The organism is Actinomadura kijaniata NBRC 14229, from assembly GCF_001552175.1.
GTDB lineage: Bacteria > Actinomycetota > Actinomycetes > Streptosporangiales > Streptosporangiaceae > Spirillospora > Spirillospora kijaniata.
This window is the reverse complement of record NZ_BCQR01000027.1, coordinates 13,335-31,199: the sequence shown is the minus strand read 5'-3', so window position 1 is coordinate 31,199 and position 17,865 is coordinate 13,335. Positions and strand designations below refer to the sequence as shown.

Annotated in this window: 12 protein-coding genes; 4 read left to right on the top strand and 8 right to left on the bottom strand. The window is 73.5% G+C overall.

What is annotated here, in order from left to right; genetic code table 11:
• Positions 1–73 precede the first annotated feature (73 nt).
• Positions 74–2,488, top strand: coding sequence for a polysaccharide lyase 8 family protein (locus AKI01S_RS10180; RefSeq protein ID WP_067814313.1), 2,415 nt, complete (start codon positions 74–76; stop codon positions 2,486–2,488).
• A 16-nt stretch (positions 2,489–2,504) separates the two neighbouring features.
• Here AKI01S_RS10180 and AKI01S_RS10175 read toward each other — a convergent pair whose 3' ends face one another.
• Positions 2,505–3,440: a LysR family transcriptional regulator gene (locus AKI01S_RS10175; protein ID WP_067814311.1), complete on the bottom strand. Its 936-nt coding sequence runs from the start codon at positions 3,438–3,440 to the stop codon at positions 2,505–2,507.
• A 77-nt stretch (positions 3,441–3,517) separates the two neighbouring features.
• Between AKI01S_RS10175 and dnaE the strand changes: the two genes are divergently transcribed.
• Positions 3,518–7,105, top strand: a complete 3,588-nt coding sequence (dnaE, locus tag AKI01S_RS10170) for a DNA polymerase III subunit alpha (RefSeq protein ID WP_067814309.1) — start codon at positions 3,518–3,520, stop codon at positions 7,103–7,105.
• On the opposite strand, the gene AKI01S_RS10165 is transcribed toward dnaE, so the two are convergent.
• From AKI01S_RS10165 to AKI01S_RS10155, 3 genes are all read right to left on the bottom strand, one after another.
• Entirely contained in the window at positions 7,054–8,382 is a 1,329-nt protein-coding gene (locus AKI01S_RS10165; RefSeq protein ID WP_083999287.1) for a cation:proton antiporter, read from the bottom strand. The genes dnaE and AKI01S_RS10165 overlap by 52 nt on opposite strands.
• Before the next feature lie 4 nt (positions 8,383–8,386).
• Positions 8,387–8,872, bottom strand: coding sequence for a cation:proton antiporter regulatory subunit (locus tag AKI01S_RS10160; RefSeq protein WP_067814307.1), 486 nt, complete (start codon positions 8,870–8,872; stop codon positions 8,387–8,389).
• A gap of 109 nt (positions 8,873–8,981) precedes the next feature.
• On the bottom strand, positions 8,982–10,115 hold the full coding sequence (locus AKI01S_RS10155; protein ID WP_067814305.1) for an FAD-dependent oxidoreductase: 1,134 nt from the start codon (positions 10,113–10,115) through the stop codon (positions 8,982–8,984).
• Between the two features lie 506 nt (positions 10,116–10,621).
• On the opposite strand from AKI01S_RS10155, the gene AKI01S_RS10150 reads away from it, so the two are divergent.
• Complete coding sequence (locus AKI01S_RS10150; protein WP_067814303.1) at positions 10,622–11,800, top strand: GDSL-type esterase/lipase family protein; 1,179 nt, start codon at positions 10,622–10,624, stop codon at positions 11,798–11,800.
• A 39-nt stretch (positions 11,801–11,839) separates the two neighbouring features.
• Here AKI01S_RS10150 and AKI01S_RS10145 read toward each other — a convergent pair whose 3' ends face one another.
• From AKI01S_RS10145 to AKI01S_RS10130, 4 genes are all read right to left on the bottom strand, one after another.
• Positions 11,840–12,319, bottom strand: coding sequence for a DUF6882 domain-containing protein (locus tag AKI01S_RS10145; protein WP_067814301.1), 480 nt, complete (start codon positions 12,317–12,319; stop codon positions 11,840–11,842).
• A gap of 371 nt (positions 12,320–12,690) precedes the next feature.
• Positions 12,691–15,120 (bottom strand): CHAT domain-containing protein, encoded by a 2,430-nt coding sequence (locus tag AKI01S_RS10140; protein WP_245681558.1) that lies wholly within the window; start codon positions 15,118–15,120, stop codon positions 12,691–12,693.
• Positions 15,121–15,122: 2 nt separating this feature from the next.
• Positions 15,123–15,566 carry a hypothetical protein gene (locus AKI01S_RS10135; protein WP_067814299.1) on the bottom strand — a complete coding sequence of 148 codons (444 nt, stop codon included), beginning with the start codon at positions 15,564–15,566 and terminating at the stop codon, positions 15,123–15,125.
• Positions 15,563–16,102, bottom strand: a complete 540-nt coding sequence (locus AKI01S_RS10130) for an RNA polymerase sigma factor (protein ID WP_245681557.1) — start codon at positions 16,100–16,102, stop codon at positions 15,563–15,565. Before AKI01S_RS10130 ends, AKI01S_RS10135 begins: the two co-directional genes overlap by 4 nt.
• A gap of 171 nt (positions 16,103–16,273) precedes the next feature.
• Between AKI01S_RS10130 and lnt the strand changes: the two genes are divergently transcribed.
• Positions 16,274–17,794 (top strand): apolipoprotein N-acyltransferase, encoded by a 1,521-nt coding sequence (gene lnt / locus AKI01S_RS10125; RefSeq protein ID WP_083999285.1) that lies wholly within the window; start codon positions 16,274–16,276, stop codon positions 17,792–17,794.
• Positions 17,795–17,865 lie beyond the last annotated feature (71 nt).

Sequence of the window (17,865 nt, the reverse complement as noted above, 5' to 3'; positions counted from 1 at the left end):
AGGGTCTCCTCAACGTCGGCGGAGGTCCTCCGTTCCCGACGGTTCCGGCGCCGCAGCGAACGCGAGGTCACCGATGCCCCTGTCCCGACGCGGCTTCCTCACCGCCACCGCCGCCGGAACCGGCGCCACGCTGCTCGGCGGCGTGGCGTCCGCCGCCCCGGCGCGCGCCGCCGACGAGTTCGACGTCCTCCGGCAACGCTGGCGCTCGCTGGTGCTGGGCGCGGGGTTCGACGCGGCGGCCGAGCCGTTCCGCGGCAGGCTCGCCGGGCTGGGCGCCGACGCGGCGGACCTGCGCCGGAGCATGGCCCCCGCCGCCGGATCGCTCTGGCCCGACCTGGTCTACGCCGACCCCGAGCCCGACACCGACGCCGAGTCCTTCACCCACTCCGCCGCCGTCACCGGCTCGCTCCAGCGCCTGGTGACCATGGCGCACGCCTGGGCGCAGCCCGGCACCGGGCTGACCGGCGACGCCGCCCTGCTCACCGCCGTCACGACCGGCCTCGACCACCTGCACACCCAGGTCTACCGCGCCGGGCAGGCCCGCTACGGCAACTGGTGGCACTGGCAGATCGGCGCGCCGCGCGCCCTGTTCGACCTGTGCGCGATCCTCGGCGACCGGCTGCCCGCCGACCTGGTCGCCGGGCTGGTGGCGGCGGTGGACCACTTCGTCCCCGACTCGGCGGTCGCGACCTACACCGGCACCAGCACCGGCGCCAACCGCGTGGACCTGTGCCGCTCGATCGCGTTCACCGGCGTGGTGGGACGCGACGCCGCCCGGCTCGCGCTCGCCCGCGACGCGCTGTCGCCGGTGTTCCCCCACGTCACCACCGGCGACGGCTTCTACCGGGACGGTTCGTTCATCCAGCACGGCTGGGTGCCCTACACCGGCACCTACGGCAACGAGCTGCTCGGCGGCCTGGCGGTCCTGTTCGCGTTGCTGGCCGGGTCGAGCTGGGCCGTCACCGACCCGAACCGGCGGCTGTTCCTGGACTCGGTGGAACGCTCCTACGCGCCGGTGCTGTTCAACGGCCTGATGATGGACGGCGTCTCGGGCCGGGGGATCAGCCGGGGCGCCGCGCCCGGCGACCCCGCGCGGGCCCGCGACGACGACCACGTGCGCGGCCACGCCGTCATCGCCAACATCGCCCTGCTCGCCCAGGGCGCGCCGCCCGCCGAGGCCGCCCGCTGGAAGGGCATGGTCAAGGGCTGGGCGGCCCGCGACGCCTACGCGCCGCTGCTGTCGGACCCGCGCCTGGGCGTCGCCGCGCTGGCCCGCTGCCGGGAGATCCTCGACGACCCCGCGGTCGCGGCCACCGCCGAGCCGACCGGGCACCGGCTGTTCGCCGCGATGGACCGGGCGGTGCACCGCCGGCCCGGCTGGGCCGCCATGGTGAGCATGTCGTCGGCCCGGATCGCCTTCTACGAGCACGGCAACGGCGAGAACCTGCGCGGCTGGCACACCGGCGCGGGGATGCTCTGCTGGTGGGGCGCGGACTTCGGCAACGGTCAGTACTCCGACGCGTTCTGGCCCACCGTCGACCCCTACCGGCTGCCCGGCGTGACGGTCTCGCGCAAGGCCCTGGCCGACGCGGCGGGCGGCGCGTGGGGGGCCGACAAGCCGAACGCGGTCTGGGTCGGCGGGACGACCGACGGCGAGTTCGCGGCCGTCGGGCAGGACACGCGGGGCCTGCACAGCACCCTGACGGCCAGGAAGTCGTGGTTCCTGCTGGACGACGCGGTGATCTGCCTCGGCGGGGGCGTCGCCTGCTCCGACGGGACGGCGGTGGAGTCGGTCTACGACAACCGCAACCTCGGCGCGTCCGGCACGCACGCGCTGACCGTCGACGGAACGGTCCAGCCGGTCGCCCACCCGTGGTCGGCGACGTTCCCGGCGCCCCGCTGGGCGCATCTGGCGGGGTTCGGCGGCTACGTGTTCCTCGACGACCGGGCCGTGGTGTTCCGCCGGGAGGAGCGGACCGGACGCTGGCGCGACATCAACACCGGCGGGAGCACCACCGCGATCACCCGGCGCTACCTGGCGCTCTACCGGCACCACGGCACCGACCCGGTGTCGGGGGGCTACGCCTACCTGGTCATGCCGGGGGCGACGGCGGCGGCCACGGCGGCCCGGGCGGACGCCCCGTGGGCGACCGTGCTGGCCAACGGGCCCGACCGGCAGGGGGTCGCGGTGCCGTCCCTGGGCGTCACGGCGGTGAACTTCTTCGCCGCCGGGTCGGCGGGCGGCGTGACGGCGAGCGCCCCGGCCTCCGTGCTGGTGCGCGAGCGCGGCGACGGCACGGCGGTGGTGTGCGTGGCGGACCCGAGGCGTTCGGCCACGACGATCGACGTGACGTGGGCGCGCGCCGTCGGGTCGGTGGTGTCCAGGGACCCGACGGTGACCGTGACCGGCACCGGGGCGTCGCTGGCGCTGCGCGTGAACGCCGCCGGGTCGGCCGGGGCCGCCCACCGGCTCGTCGTGCGCCTCTGACGGGCCCGGGGCCGGGTCAGGGGAGGAACGCGGCGCGGTCGGGCTCGGGGAGCCACTGGCGTCCGGGGTCAAGCGGCCGGTAGCCGTCCCGGATGTGGGAGATCAGCAGCGGCAGCGCCGGGTGCCGGTTCTGCCGGTGCCACATCAGCAGCCAGGGGTAGGCCGGCGTCGGGTCGACGATCGGGACGTGCACGACGTCCGGGTGCCAGGGCAGGAGGATCTTCGACCCGACGAAGCTGTACAGGTCGTCGGACCCGCCGATGCGCTCCACGAAGTACTCCATCCCGAAGTCGGGACCCGAGGTGTCGATGCCGACGCCGAACTCCGCGTTGAGGTACCGGTAGTACTCCGCCCACTCGGTGTCGTGGGCGTTGCCGGGCATCCACGCGGTCGTGCCCGCCAGCTCCGCCATCGGGACCCGCTCGCGCCCGGCGAACGGGTGGCGGCGGCTGACCAGCAGCTCCAGCGGCTCCACGTAGGCGGGGACGCGGGCGATCTCGGAGTCGAGGTCGGCGGTGGCGCGGCCGAGGAACGCGTCGACCGTCCCGGCCAGCAGCGCGGGGGCGGCGGCGGTCAGCCCGTCGGAGGTCACGACGTCGATCCCCACGTCCGGATGGGCCTCGTGGAACCCGCGCACCATCTCGATCGACGCCAGCCGGGTGCGCAGCACGTCCACCCGCAGCGAGCGCAGGCGGCTGCGCACCAGCTCCACCGCCTGGTCGGCGAGGCCGAGCAGGGCGCGGGCGGGCACCAGGAACGCGCTGCCGTCCGCCGTCGGCTCGGCCCCGGTGCGGGTCCGGAACAGCAGCGTCGCGCCGAGGTCGGCCTCCAGCCGCGCGACCCGCTTGGAGACCGCCTGCTGGCTGAGGCCGAGCAGGTCGGCGGCGTGGCTGAACGACCGTTCGTCGGCCACGGTCACGAAGGCGCGCACCGCGCCCAGGTCCAGGTCCACTCAGCTCCTCTTACAACGAACGGTTGTCGGTTCCCGGAGTGTCGAATGTTGGACTCCCCGGTCACCTCACGGGTGGGATGCGGTTTCCGAGCAGAAACCTACAACCACGGGGAGTGGGCCGGGTGGACTCCTTCGCGCACCTGCACGTTCATACCGAGTACTCGATGCTCGACGGCGCGGCCAAGGTCGGCGCGCTCGTGGCCGAGGTCGCGCGGCAGGGCATGCCCGCCGTCGCGATGACCGACCACGGCAACATGCACGGGGCCTACGAGTTTCACCAGGAGGCCCGCAGGGCGGGCGTCAAACCGGTCCTGGGCATCGAGGCGTACGTGGCCCCGGCGTCGCGACGGCACCGCGAGGCGGTGTTCTGGAGCGAGGACCCGGCGCTGCGGAGGACCGACGAGAGCACCGGCGCGGGCGGCGACGTCTCCGGGCGCGGCCTCTACACGCACCTGACGATGTGGGCGGCCGACGCCGAGGGCCTGCGGAACCTGTTCCGCCTCCAGTCCCGGGCCTGGCTGGAGGGGCGCGCCCAGAAGTACCCGCGCATGGACGACGAGCTGCTGGCCGAGCACGCGCGCGGGGTCATCGCCACGACCGGCTGCCCGTCCGGGGAGGTCCAGACGCGGCTGCGGCTGGGGCAGTACCCGGCGGCCGTCGCGGCGGCCGCCCGCCACCGCGACCTTTTCGGCGCGGAGAACTACTTCGTCGAGCTGATGGACCACGGCCTGCCGATCGAACGCCGCGTCCGCGAGGACCTGCTGCGCATCGCCCGGGAGCTGGGCCTGCGCCCGCTGGTCACCAACGACTCCCACTACGTGACCGAGGACCAGGCGCGGGCGCACGACGCGCTGCTGTGCATCGGGACGGGCAAGCGGCTGGCCGACACCGACCGGTTCCGGTTCTCCGGCAGCGGCTACCACCTCAGGCCCGCCGCGGAGATGCGGGCGGCGTGGGACGCGGAGGTGCCCGGCGCCTGCGACAGCACGCTGCTGGTCGCCGAGCGGGTCGGCGACTACGCGGAGGTGTTCGCCCACCGGGACCTGATGCCGCGCTTCCCCGTCCCGGAGGGGGAGACCGAGGCGTCGTGGCTGCGCGCCGAGACGCTGCGGGGCGCGCGCCGCCGCTACGGCGACGACCCGCCGCGCGAGGTGCTGGACCGCGTCGACCACGAGCTGTCGGTGATCGAGGACATGGGGTTCCCCGGCTACTTCCTGGTCGTCGCCGACATCTGCCGCCACGCCCGCGCCCAGGGGATCGGGCTCGGGCCGGGCCGCGGGTCGGCGACCGGCTCGATGGTCGCCTACTGCACCGGGATCACCGAGCTGGACCCGCTCGAACACCAGCTGATCTTCGAGCGGTTCCTCAACCCCGAGCGCGTCACCATGCCCGACATCGACCTGGACTTCGACGACCGCCGCCGCGACGAGATGATCGACTACGTGGCCCGCCGGTACGGCGACGACCGGGTCTGCCAGATCGTCACGTTCAACACCATCAAGGCGAAGGCCGCCGTGAAGGACGCCTGCCGGGTGCTGGGGCTGCCGTACGCGCTGGGCGACCGGATCACCAAGGCGTTCCCCGCCGCCGTGGGAGGCAGGGAGATCCCGCTGTCGGCCGTGCACGACCAGGCCCACCCGCGCCACGGCGAGGCCGCCGAGCTGCGGCGGATGTACGAGACCGACCCCGACGTGCGGCGCGTCCTCGACACCGCCCGCGGCGTGGAGGGGCTGACGCGGGGCACCGGCGTGCACGCGGCCGGGGTGATCCTGTCGTCGGAGCCGCTGCTCGACGTGCTGCCGCTGGTGCGGCCCAAGGCCGACGGCCCGGTGGTCACCGGGTTCCCGTTCACGCAGGCCGAGGACATGGGCCTGCTGAAGATGGACTTCCTCGGCCTGCGCAACCTCACCGTCGTCAACGACGCTATCGCGAACGTCCGGGCCAACAAGGGCGTGGACATCGACATCCTGAACGTCCCGCTGGACGATCCGGCCACCTACGCGCTGCTGGCGCGCGGCGACACGCTCGGCGTCTTCCAGCTCGACGGCAACGGGATGCGGTCGCTGCTGAAGATGATGCGGCCGACGGAGTTCACCGACATCGCCGCCGTGTCCGCGCTGTACCGGCCGGGACCGATGGAGATGAACGCCCACGTCAACTACGCGCTGCGCAAGACCGGGCGGCAGAAGGTCGAGCCGATCCACCCCGAGCTGGCCGAGGCGCTGGAACCGATCCTCGGCGACACCTACCACCTGGTCGTCTTCCAGGAGCAGGTGATGGCGATCGCCCAGCGGCTCGCCGGGTACTCGCTGGGGGCGGCCGACATGCTGCGGCGGGCCATGGGCAAGAAGAAGAAGGACGTGCTCGACGCCGAGTGGGGCCGCTTCTCCGCCGGCATGCGGGAACGCGGGTTCTCCGAGGAGGCGACGCGGGCCGTGTGGGACGTGCTGGTGCCGTTCAGCGGCTACGGCTTCAACAAGTCGCACACCGCCGGGTACGGGCTGGTGTCGTACTGGACCGCCTACCTGAAGGCCAACCACCCGGCCGAGTACCTGGCGGCGCTGCTGACCTCGGTGGGCGACGACAAGGACAAGATGGCGGTCTACCTGTCGGACTGCCGCCACCTCGGCGTCCGGGTGCTGCCGCCGGACGTCAACGAGAGCGTGGCGGGGTTCGCGGCGGTCGGCGAGGACATCCGGTTCGGGCTGGGGGCGGTCCGCAACGTGGGCGCGGGCGTCGTCGACGCGATCGTCGCGACGCGGGAGCGGACGGGGCCGTTCACCGGCCTCGCCGACTTCCTGGCCAGGGTCCCGGCGGTCGTGTGCAACAAGCGGGTGATCGAGTCGCTGGCGAAGGCGGGCGCGTTCGACGGGCTGGGGCATCCCCGCCGCGCGATCGTGGAGGTCCACGAGCAGGCGGTGGACGCGGCCGTGGACGTCAAGCGGCACGAGGCGCACGGGCAGGACGCGCTGTTCGGGGCGTCGGCCGAACCCGGCGGGGGCCTGACGGTGACCGTGTCCGACGCCGAGTGGGACCGGGCCACGCTGCTCGCCCACGAACGCGACATGCTCGGCCTCTACGTCTCCAGCCACCCGCTGGACGGCGCCGAGGGGCTGCTGCGGGCCCACCGGGACCTGCCGATCGCCGCCCTGCTGGCGTCCGGGCGCGCCGACGGGCACGTGCGCGTGAGCGGCATCATCGCCGGGCTCCAGCGCAAGGTGACCAAGCGCGGCGAGCCGTGGGCGATCGTCACCCTGGAGGACCATGACGCGTCACTGGAATGCCTGGTCTTCCCCAAGAGCCACCTGCTGTACGGCGAACTGCTCGCCGAGGACCGGGTGGTCTCGCTCCGAGGACGCCTGAACCTGCGCGACGAGACGCTCGGCCTGCACGTGGAGGAGGTCGGCGTCCTGGACGTCACCGTCCGGGAGAACCCGGTGGTGCTGTCGGTGGCGGAGGCCCGGGTGACGGTGAACCTGGTCCGCGAACTGCGGAACGTGCTCACCGCGCACCCGGGCGGCACCCCCGTCCACCTGCGCATGCGGCGCCCGCCGGGCGGCCGGGACGTGCTGTTCGACCTGCCGGGCTTCCGGGTGGAGCCCGGCCCGGCGTTCTACGGCGACGTCAAGTCGCTGCTCGGGGCGAACGCCGTCGAGTCCCCGTGATCCGAGTCGCCGTGAGGGGCGTCGTCGGTCTGGGGCTCGGGCGCGGCCCTGCGGGCGGCGCGCCGGTCGCGGCCGTCGCGCAGCACCCGGGTCAGCGGCTCGGCGGCGCGGGCCAGCAGCGGCCCGGCGATCGCGAGGATCAGCACGTACGCGGCGGCCAGCGGCCCCAGCTTCGGGTTGATCCCGGCGGAGACGGCCAGCCCGGCGATGACGATGTTGAACTCGCCGCGCGGGACCAGCGCCGCCCCGGCGCGGGCCCGGCCGGTGGCCGACACGCCCGCGCGCCGGGCCGCGTACCAGCCGGTGGCGAACTTGCTCGCGACGCCGACCACCGCCAGCAGCGCCGCGACGCCCAACACCGGCGGCAGCGCCGAGGGATCGGTGTTCAGGCCGAAGAACACGAAGAACACGGCCGCGAACAGGTCCCGCAGCGGCGACAGCAGCTCGCGCGCGGTGTGCGCCAGCGGCCCCGACAGCGCGATGCCGACCAGGAACGCGCCGACCGCCGCCGACACCTGCAACTGCTGCGCCACCCCGGCCACCAGCAGCGTGAACCCGAGGACCTTCAGCAGCAGCACCTCGTCGGTGGGGCTGGCGATGAACCGTTCGACCCAGTGTCCGTGCCGCAGCGCCACCAACAGGATCACGGTGATCGTCGCGGCGGCGATCGCCAGCGTGGTCGCCCCGGCCGCCAGCCCGGCCCCGGCCAGCACCGCCGTGAGGATCGGCAGGTAGGCGGCCATCGTCAGGTCCTCGAACACCAGGATCGACAGCACCGCCGGGGCCTCCCGGTTGCCCAGCCAGCCGAGGTCGCCCATCACCTTGGCGGTGATGCCGGAGGAGGTCACGTAGGTGATGCCGCCGAGCGCGACCGCCGCGACCGGCCCCCAGCCGAGCAGCAGCGCCGCGACCACGCCGGGGGCGGCGTTCACCACCAGGTCCACCAGGCCCGGGACGGCGGAGGTGCGCAGCGTTCCCACCAGTTCACCGGCGGTGTACTCCAGGCCGAGGGTGAACAGCAGCAGGATCACCCCGACCTCGGCGCCGATCGCGACGAAGTTCTCGCTGGCGCCCAGCGGCAGCAGCCCGCCGTCCCCGAACGCCAGCCCCGCCACCAGGTACAGCGGGATCGCCGACACCGAGAAGCGCACCGCCACGGCGCCCAGCAGACCCAGCGCGAGGATGATCGCGCCCAGTTCGATCAGCTGGACCGCCGCCTCCTGCGAACCGCCCGCCAGCACCGGCCCGGACGCGTGCCATGAGGAGGTCAGTGACATGCGCTCACTCGCCGGCGGTGAGGATGCGGGCGACGGCGGCGGCCCCCTCGGCGGTCCCGACGGCCACCACCACGTCGTCCCCCTGGAACACGAAGTCCGGGCGCGGGCTGGCGATCACCTGCCCGTTGCGCACCACCGCCACGATCGACGCGCCGGTCCGCGTCCGCGCCCGCGTGTCGCCGAGCGACCGTCCCGCGTAGGGCGACGCGGCCGAGATCGGGATCTGCTCGGTGACCAGCCCCTCGACCTGCCGGTTCAGCTCCGCCAGACGCTCCACGACCCGGCCGGTGCCCAGCAGCTCGGCCAGGGCGTTGGCCTCCTCCCCGGTGAGCTGCACCGACACGACGCAGGTGTCGGGGTCGTGCTTGTCGTACACGACGAGGTCCCGCCGCCCGGTGCGGTGCGACACGACCCCGAGCTGGCGGCCGCGCTCGGTGGTGACCACGTGCCGCAACCCGATCCCCGGCAACGACGTCCGCTCGACGTCCATGACAAGCCTCCGTTTCCCGTACAGGACAGCCCGAAATTCAGCCCCATGCTCTCAGAGGCTGTCCCCAACCCCTGCATGCCCATGGGAGGGGCCCGGCGCGGTGGGCGAGTCAGGAGCCGGTGAGGTCGTCCGGGAAGAACGCCTCGGTGGAGTCGGTGTCGGGCACGAGGACGGCGAGTATGTCCGCCGCGGCCTTCGCCTCCTCGGCGGAGCGCGGCAGCATGACGCTCTCGTAGGCGTTGAGCGCCGCGTCGATGGTGGGGTGCGCGATGACGGCCTGGGCGAGTTCGGCTCCGTCGAGCATCGCCAGGTTGGCACCGACACCGACGGGCGGCATGAGGTGCGCGGCGTCGCCTAGCAGGGTGATGCCGGGGACGCGCTCCCACGTGTGGGGGACGGGGAGGACGTACAGCGGTCGGCTGATGAACGGTCCCTCGTTGCGGCGCAGGAGGTCGAGCAGGCGGTCATCGAAACCTTCGTAGATGTCGAGCAGGCGGGCGCGAACGGCGTCGGTGTCGTCGAGGTCGAGGTCGGCGTTCCAGTCGAGCGGGCCGCGGAAGGCCGCGTAGACGCGGATGCCGCCATCGCCGTCACGCTGGGCGATCAGGGATTTGCGGCCCGCGTTGGCGAACATGGAGCCGTTTCCGACGAGGTCGGCGATGGCGGGGTGGCGCTCGTCGGCGTCGGCGAAGTGGATTTCGACGAAATCGATGCCGCCGTGGACGGGCCGGGCGTCGGAAACGGCGGGACGGATCCGGGACCATGCGCCGTCCGCGCCGACGACCAGATCGAAGTCCTCGACCGTTCCGTCGGCGAGTTCGAGGCGGGCCCCTCCGTCCGGGAGGGGAGCGGCGGCCCGTGCCGCCTGGCCCCAGCGAACGGTGCCGGGGGCCAGGGAATCCAGCAGGAGGGCGCGCAGCCGGCCGCGGTCGATCTCGGGGGCGGCGACGTCGCCGGGCTGGGGGAGGTGATGGTGGAGCAGCGTGGCGTCGCGGTCCATCAGGCGCGTTTCCTGGCCTTCGGGGCGCGCGAGCGCGAGGAACTCCTCGAAGAGGCCAGCGGCTCGCAGAGCGGGCTGACCGGTGTCGGCACGGATGTCGAGGGAGCCACCCTGGGATCGGGCGGCGAGATCGGCCTCGCGTTCGAAGACGGTGACGGGTATGCGGTGCCTCTGCAGGACGCGAGCGCAGACGAGACCACCGGGACCCGCTCCGACGATCGCGATACGGGGGGTGCTGGACATGGGAAGTCCTTTCGGAAATGAAGGTTCGGTTGCTGCCGGAAAGGGGACGACACTCGAACGGTCGTCCCTCTGGGTATTGGCAGTGCACGGCCCCAGTTCGTTGGTTCCTCGTCCGAGACGGGAGAAGCACCGCAGGGCCAGGGCGCCGATCATGTCTATCGCATGGTTCGCCGGCACGTAATCGATTTTTCCGGGCCGTGGAGCGGGGCGCTCGTCCGAACCTCGATGCCCGTGAGGCCGGGACCGGTTCCTGATCAGGACGCTCCGGTCTGCTCCCACACCTCGTCATCCAACGTTCTGACCTGCGCTTTGCCCCGCCAAAGGAGTCCTTCGCGAACGCCTCCGGGCGCGGGCGGCGCCGCCTCGGTCGGTGGCCTCCTGAGCGGCAGGTTCGTCCACCTAAAATGTTTAGGTAGACTCTTAATAGTCGTAGGTCAAGGAGGAGGTCATGGTTCGAGCGGTGGCACATCCGAACGACCTGAAACCCTGATCGACAGGCTGGGGCAATGAACGCCGAACACGACTGGATCACCACACCCGTCATCGCGGACATCCTGCGCGGTCACCTCGACCTGGAGGCGACCGCGCGCGGCCTGCTGCCGCACCGGCTGCCCGCCCGGGCGCGCCGACAGATCCCCGACGACCAGCTGGCCACCGCCGAGGCACAGCCCTCCGGCGTGCGGCTGGTCTTCCGCACCCGGGCCACCACCATCGAACTGGACACGCTGCCCACCAAACGGGTCCACCGGGGTTACCCGGCCCCGGCCGACGGTGTGTACGACCTGCTGGTCGATGGCCGTCTCACCGCCCAGGCCACCGTGCCCGGCGGCAACGTGCGCACGATCACCGACATGGTCACCCGGTCCTTCGAGCTGGTGGAGGGGCCTGTCGGCACCGCCCGGTTCGCCGGTCTGCCCGCGGGTGACAAGGACGTGGAGATCTGGCTCCCGCACAACGAGGTCACCGAGCTGGTCGCCCTGCGCACCGACGCCCCCGTCGAACGGGCGCCGGACGCCGGGCGCCGGGTGTGGCTGCACCATGGCAGTTCCATCAGCCACGGCTCGAACGCCGCCCACCCGACCGCCACCTGGCCGGCCCTGGCCGCGGTCCGGGCCGGGGTGGAACTGGTCAACCTGGGGTTCGGCGGCGGCGCGCTGCTGGACCCGTTCACCGCCCGCACGATGCGGGACGCCCCCGCGGACCTGATCAGCCTCAAGATCGGCATCAACGTCGTCAACGCCGACGCGATGCGCCTGCGCGCCTTCACCCCCGCGGTCCACGGCTTCCTCGACACCATCCGTGAGGGGCATCCGACCACGCCGCTGCTGGTCGTGTCCCCGATCCTGTGCCCGGTGCAGGAGGACACCCCCGGCCCGCTCATGCCCGACCTCGACGGCGGAACCCTGCGGTTCAAGGCCACGGGCGATCCGGCCGAACGCGCCGCCGGGCGCCTGACCCTCAACGTCATCCGCGACGAACTCACCCGGATCGTCAAGCAGCGAACGGCCGACGACCCGAACCTGCACTACCTCGACGGCCGCGACCTCTACGGCGAGAGGGACTACGCCGAGTTCCCCCTACCCGACGAGGTCCACCCCGATCCGGCAGGCCACCGCCGCATCGCGGACAACTTCGGGCGGCTCGTGTTCGGCGACGGCGGCCCCTTCGCCCCCGGAGCCGGCTGACACCGGAAGCGGGGCCTCCAAGGCGGGCGTCACGGCTGTTCAGCGATGAGCGACCAGGTCATGGATGAGGAAGTGGAGCTGCATGTCGTCGGTCTCCTCCGCCCACAGCCCCTCGGCGTCGAGGACCGACGCCGCGACCATCCGTGCCTCGGCGACGAGCTCGGGGTGGTGGTCGAACCCCGGCCACGGCAGGACGGGATAGCCGTTGGCCTCGCCGAACCGCCGTACTCGTTCGATCTCGCCCAGGACCGCGCGCGGCAGGGACGTGTTCGCCCAGGACCACAGCCAGGTCTGCCGCGTCAGGCTCACGCTGCCGATCATCGTGAGCCGACCGGTGAGGAACACCTGCCCGCCTCTCGACCACATGATCAGCGCGTCGTCCAACGACCAGCGGTACTGCACGTCACCCGACAACCCGAAGCGCTCGACCATCAGGGCCTGCCGCGCGTGGGCGCGTTCGCGAGCGGCGAGGACGACCTTCTCCCAGTCGGAGTGGTCGTGCGCCAAGCGGTCCTCCACCACGCCTCCTCGGGCAGGGATATCCGGCAGGATCCTCCCACGCTCGTCGAGGCTCGCGGGCGTGCTTGAACCACACCGGTGACCAGACGCCAACGTGAGATCCACCAGCGCGCGAACCGGTCCGTCAGCGCGAGGTGACGGCCGGATCGCCGCACTGCTCGGCACCCTCGGCCTGCTACTGGCCTACGAACGCAACCGAACGGAATGAGCCCACCCCGCCCAAAGCCAGCCGTCCTTTGCGATCGTTCCGGCCGCCTATGAGGAGGCGGTGCGGCGACGTGGGATGTCGCCGAGCACGGTCGCGCTGGATGCGGAGCCCGATGGAGTCGCGGCGCGTTGACGGCGACGCGCCGCGACTCCATCGGACGGGGTCAGCCCGCGCCGAAGCACAGGAAGCCCATTACTCCGGGTGCCCGGGGTGCTGAGGCCAGGGCTTGGGCGGGGGAGAGGCCCTGGGCGAGTGCCCTGTGGAACGTCGTCATCAGTGCCGGAGCCTCCTCGTCGCGGATCGGGGTGACGCTGGCGATGACCGTCGCGGTGCCTCTGGCCAGGAGCGCGCCGACCATTCCTATTGCGGCATCGCCCGCTTCGGAGCGGCCGATGTCGCAGGCCGACAGGACGACGGTGTGGGGGAGGCGTTCGATCTCTTCCAGGTCGTGGACGAACAGCGGGCCGTCGGACAGCCGCAGGTGCGAGAAGAGGGCGTTGCCGTCGCGGAACTCGCCGTGCGCGGCCACGTGCGCGAGGGACGCGCCGTTCAGCGCGTCGCGGACGGTCTCGGCGTTGGCGTTCCGGCCTTGGAGGACGCGGGCGTTCGGGTACCGGTGGCGGAGGCCATCGACCTCTCTTTCGGCGTGGGCCAGGTCAGGGCCTGACGCCAGGAGCACGTGGCCGGGCTCCTTCCGGCGCCGTACCGCGTGGAACCACGCCGTCGCCGAGGGCGCGACGGTGAACGGATGGCCCGTCAGTGACGGCAGTGCCGCCCACGGAACGGTGTGCAGAGGACCGTTCGGGACCAGGACCAACTCGCGGTCGGTCAGATCGGCATGGAGCGGGGCGAGGACCCGTTCGTCCAGGCCGGCGCAGGCAAGGGAGAGCCCCGCTTCGGCCTGCGGGTCGTCCCGTCGCGCCGCGCGGCGGGTGGCGGCCCTGGTCAGGCGCGCCGCGTGGGCGATCTCGTCGAACGCGCCCAGGCGATGACGGCGCGGGCGGCCGTCGCGGATCGTCACCGCGTGCAGGTCAGCGCCGACGCGGACCAGCTCGATGAGGACGCGTTCGCCCAGGGCTCCCGTCAGTTCCGGAGTTCCCGCGCGGGCCGGTGGCCCGGAACGCGGGGCCGGGCGGCGGTAACGTTCCGTGCGGATCTCTCCTTCGAGGGCGTTCAGGCGTTGGAACAGGTCCGGTACGGGCTCGCCGTCAGCCGTCGTCGTTGTTCGGGAATGGCTGAGCGCGCGGAGCCGGGCCAGCGCGGCGGCACGGTCGCTGTCCCGTGGCGGGCCGGGGTCGTGGGGGCGGCGGAGCAGGGCGCGGCGGCGTTCCTCCAGTGACAGCAGCTCGCGGGCCGAACGCGACAGGCTCAGCCCCAGGTCCGCCAGTTCCGTGGCCAGGTTCGCGGCGCGGGCCCGGAGTTCCAGCGCGGCGAAGACCTCCGCGTGGTCCTCCACCACGCGCAGCCCCGACCAGACCGCCGCCACCGCGCCGTTGAGGTCGCCGCGGGAACGGCGGTCCAGCGCCAGCGCGTGCCAGGCCGACGCCCGCAGCGCCGCCGGGCCCCGGACGTGGAAGCGGCTCACCCGTTCCAGCAGGTGGCCGGCGGGGCGTCCCAGGTCCAGGGCCGTGCGGGCCGCCATGATGCGCGCCTCCGCGGCCGCCTCCGTCCAGCCGCCCCGTTCCAGGCGGTCGGCCGCCGCGGTCGCCGAGCTCAGGAAGACCGGGGAGCGTTCCCCCGCCGCCCAGCGCGCGCGGAGCAGGACGTGCTCGGCCAGCAGCATCCAGCCCGTCCGCTCCTGGGCCGCGAACGTCGCGCGCGCCCGCTCCGCCGTCTGCGCCGCGCGCTCGGGGTCGCCGTCGGACAGTTCGGCGTGCGCCAGCAGGAGCAGGCCGTCGGCGAAGTCGCAGTCGTGCCCCTGCTCCGCGGCCTCGTCCAGCGTGGCGGCGAGCAGGGACCTCGCCTCGTCGACCAGGCCCGCCATCAGCAGCGTCTCGGCGCGCTCCAGGCGGCACTGCGTCAGGCGCTCGCCGACCAGCCCCGGCTCGGCCAGCGCGAACAGCTTCAGTGCCTGCGGCAGGTCGCCCCGGCGGGCCACCACGAACGCCAGCGCGCCCCGCGCGACCGCCGTCTGGTAGGTCAGGTCGGCCTTCGCCGCCACCTCGACGGCTTCGCGCAGTGCGGGTTCCGCGCCGCACAGCACGCCCTGCATCGCGCGCGACACCCCCAGCGTCGTCAGCAGCCCCGCCAACGACGCCGGATCATCGCTCCGGCGGATGCGGGCCACCACCCGCTCCGCCGTCCGCCGGGCCTCGCCGAACCGGCCCGCCCGCGCCAGCGCGCACGCCAGGTTCGCCGTCAGGCGGTCCGCGTCCGCCGACGGCAGCTCCTCTCCGACGCCGGACGCCTCCACCAGCGCCGCCGTCACCTCTCCCCGCGCCGCCAGCAGACCCACCAGGTGAACGCGGACCCGCGCCACCTCGCGCGGCCCCCGCTCCGCCGCCACGGACAGCGCCGTCCGCAGCAGCCCCAGCCCTTCCTCCAGCCGTCCCCGCTCGGCGGCGGCCACCCCCGCGCGCTGTAGCTCGGTCACGTTCAAAGGCGCACCCAGCTCGTCACGATCGACGCCGTGTCCGGCAGGTCGAACACCAGGCTCACCAACCCGTCCGGCACGGCCGGGAACGCGAACTGTCCCGCCGGATCGACGTCGGTCGTCCACTCCGTCGGCCCCCGCCGCAGGTGCCGCAGCCGCGCCCGCGCGGGCGTCGACGGCGTGACCCGGCCGGTGATCTCATGGCCGTGGTCCAGCCGCGTCACCTCGATCTCGATGACCGCGTCCGTCCCGGTGAACGTCAGCCGCCGCGCCGTGCCCCGCAGCGCCGCCGTGGAGTAGCGCGGCTCCATCGTCAGCTCCGCCAGGACCGCGCCCGGGACGCGGGACGCCAGCGCGGCGCGCGCCGCCGCCGTCACGTGCGGCGGCACCGGGTCCAGGGCGTCGAACGCGGCGCGGACGCGGGCCGTCAGGTCGTCGTCGTTCACTGTTCGAGCCTCCGGTTCAGGGCGGCCAGGCAGCGGGCCCGGGTCGGGCCGATGCTGCCGACCGGCATGTCGAGGAGGTCGGCGAGGTCGGCGTAGCTCGGCGCGGTCGCCAGCAGCCGCAGCAGCACCTGGCAGCGGCGCGGCAGCTCCTGGAGCGCGAGCGCGACCCGGTCGAGGCGGTCCCGGGCCAGCACCACCCGTTCGGGCCGCTGGTGGTCGGGGACGGGCGGGTCGCCCGGGTCGTCGGGCCGTTCCCGCGTGCGGCGGCGGGCCGCGCGCAGGCTCTCGCGGCGCGCCGTGGTCGACAGCCATCCGCCGACCGCCGCCGCGTCCTCGACGCGGTCGAGCCGTTCCACCAGCCGAAGCCACGCGGTCTGCACGACGTCACCGGCGTCGGCCTCGTTCAGCCCGTGCGCACGCGCGATCGACCACAGCATGGCGCTGTGCCGCTCCACCAGGCGGTCCCAGGCCGCGCCGTCGCCGTCGCGCGCCCGCGCCACCAGACGGGCGATGTCGTCCTGTCCCTCCAGGGCCACGAAGTCTCCTCCCGAGGCCCCCCGCTGAACAGGACCCTAGGCGCTCCGGTCACGGACCGTCGCGGACGGTTACCGCATCGCGTCCGGGTTGTTCTCAAGAACTGATGGTTAAAGAGGGATGAGACGGGGAAACAGTGGCGACCGGGCCGCGCCCGGTGCGTTACTGGGAGAGTGATCGCGCGTGCTCGGATCGTGGCGGCCGTGGCCGGTGCGCTGCCGCTGCTCGCCTTTCCCGCGCCCGGACTCGGCTGGCTGGCATGGGTGGCGCTGGTGCCGGGAATCCGCGTGATCCGCGCCGCCGCGAGCGTCCGCGAGGCCGCCGTGCGGGGCTGGTGGTTCGGAGCCGGGTACCTGCTCGCCGCCCTGTACTGGACGCTGCCGAACATCGGCCCCGGCCTGCTGCTGGTGGCGCTGGTGTTCGGCGCGCCGTGGGCGGCGTGGGGCGCGGCCGTGCGGTGGCTCGTCCCCGAACGGCCCCTGGCCGCGCTCGCCGTGCTCCCCAGCATCTGGGTCGTCATCGAACTCCTCCGTTCCTGGCCGCGGCTCGGCGGGCCGTGGGCGCTGCTCGGCGCGAGCCAGTGGGCGTACCCGCCGGTGCTCGGGCTGGCGGCGCTCGGCGGGGTGTGGCTGGTGTCGTTCGCGCTGGTCGCCGTGAACGTCGCCGTGGTGCTGGTCCTGTCCGCCAGACGCCGCTACGCGCTGGCCGCCGCGATCGTCGCCGCCGGGCCCCTCGTCTCCGCGACGCGGGACGCCGAACCCGAACGCGCCCTCCGCGTCGCTCTCGTCCAGCCCGGTGTCATCCGCGATCCGGCCGCCCGTCTTGCCGAAGGCGAACGAATCACCGGAAACCTTCCGCCCGTCGATCTCGTCGTCTGGGGTGAGAGCAGCGTCAGCCACGACCTCAGGAGCCGCACCGACGTGACCGCACGACTGACCGCCCTCGCCGCGCGCGGCGAGCTGCTCGTCAACGAGGACGCCCGCGACGCCTCCGGCCGCATCTCCAAGAGCGCCGTGCTGATCGGACCGGACGGTCCCCGCGCGCGTTACGTCAAGACCCGCCTGGTGCCGTTCGGCGAGTACGTCCCGTTCCGGCGGGCGTTCGGCTGGCTGACCCGCGTCAGCGGGGCGGCGGGCGAGGACCGCGTGCCCGGCACCGGCACGACCACCCTCACCGCCGCCGGGACCACGGTCGGCCCCCTGATCTGCTTCGAGTCGGCGTTCCCCGACCTCGGCCGCGCGGCGACGCGGCGCGGCGCGCGGCTGCTGGTCTACCAGTCGTCCACCGCGACCTTCCAGGACAGCTGGGCGCCCCCGCAGCACGCGTCGCTCGCGGCGGTGCGCGCGGCCGAGACCGGGCGGCCCGCCGTGCAGGCCGCGCTCACGGGTGTGTCGGCGGCGTTCGACGCGCGCGGCCGGAGACTGGCGTGGCTGGACACCGGACGGCGCGGCGCCGCCGTGGTGACCGTGCCGCTGCCCGCCGACGACCCGACCCCCTACGTACGGCTCGGGGACTACGTCGCGTACCTGTCCCTGGCCGTCTCCACCGGTGCTGCGCTGGCGGCGGCCCGGAAGTATCCAGAAAGTTCCATGATCTCTGGCACAAAGTGCCAGCGACGAAGGCGGCGGAGTGAGCAAGGGTTCGGCAAACAGCAAACGCGTGGTGGTGCGTCCGGTGTCCATGATGCAGAATGAGGGGCGCGGACGCCGTCTTCGGGACGGACGAGGCCGTAGGGGAAGACGAGCCTCGGTACAGATCCAGGAGG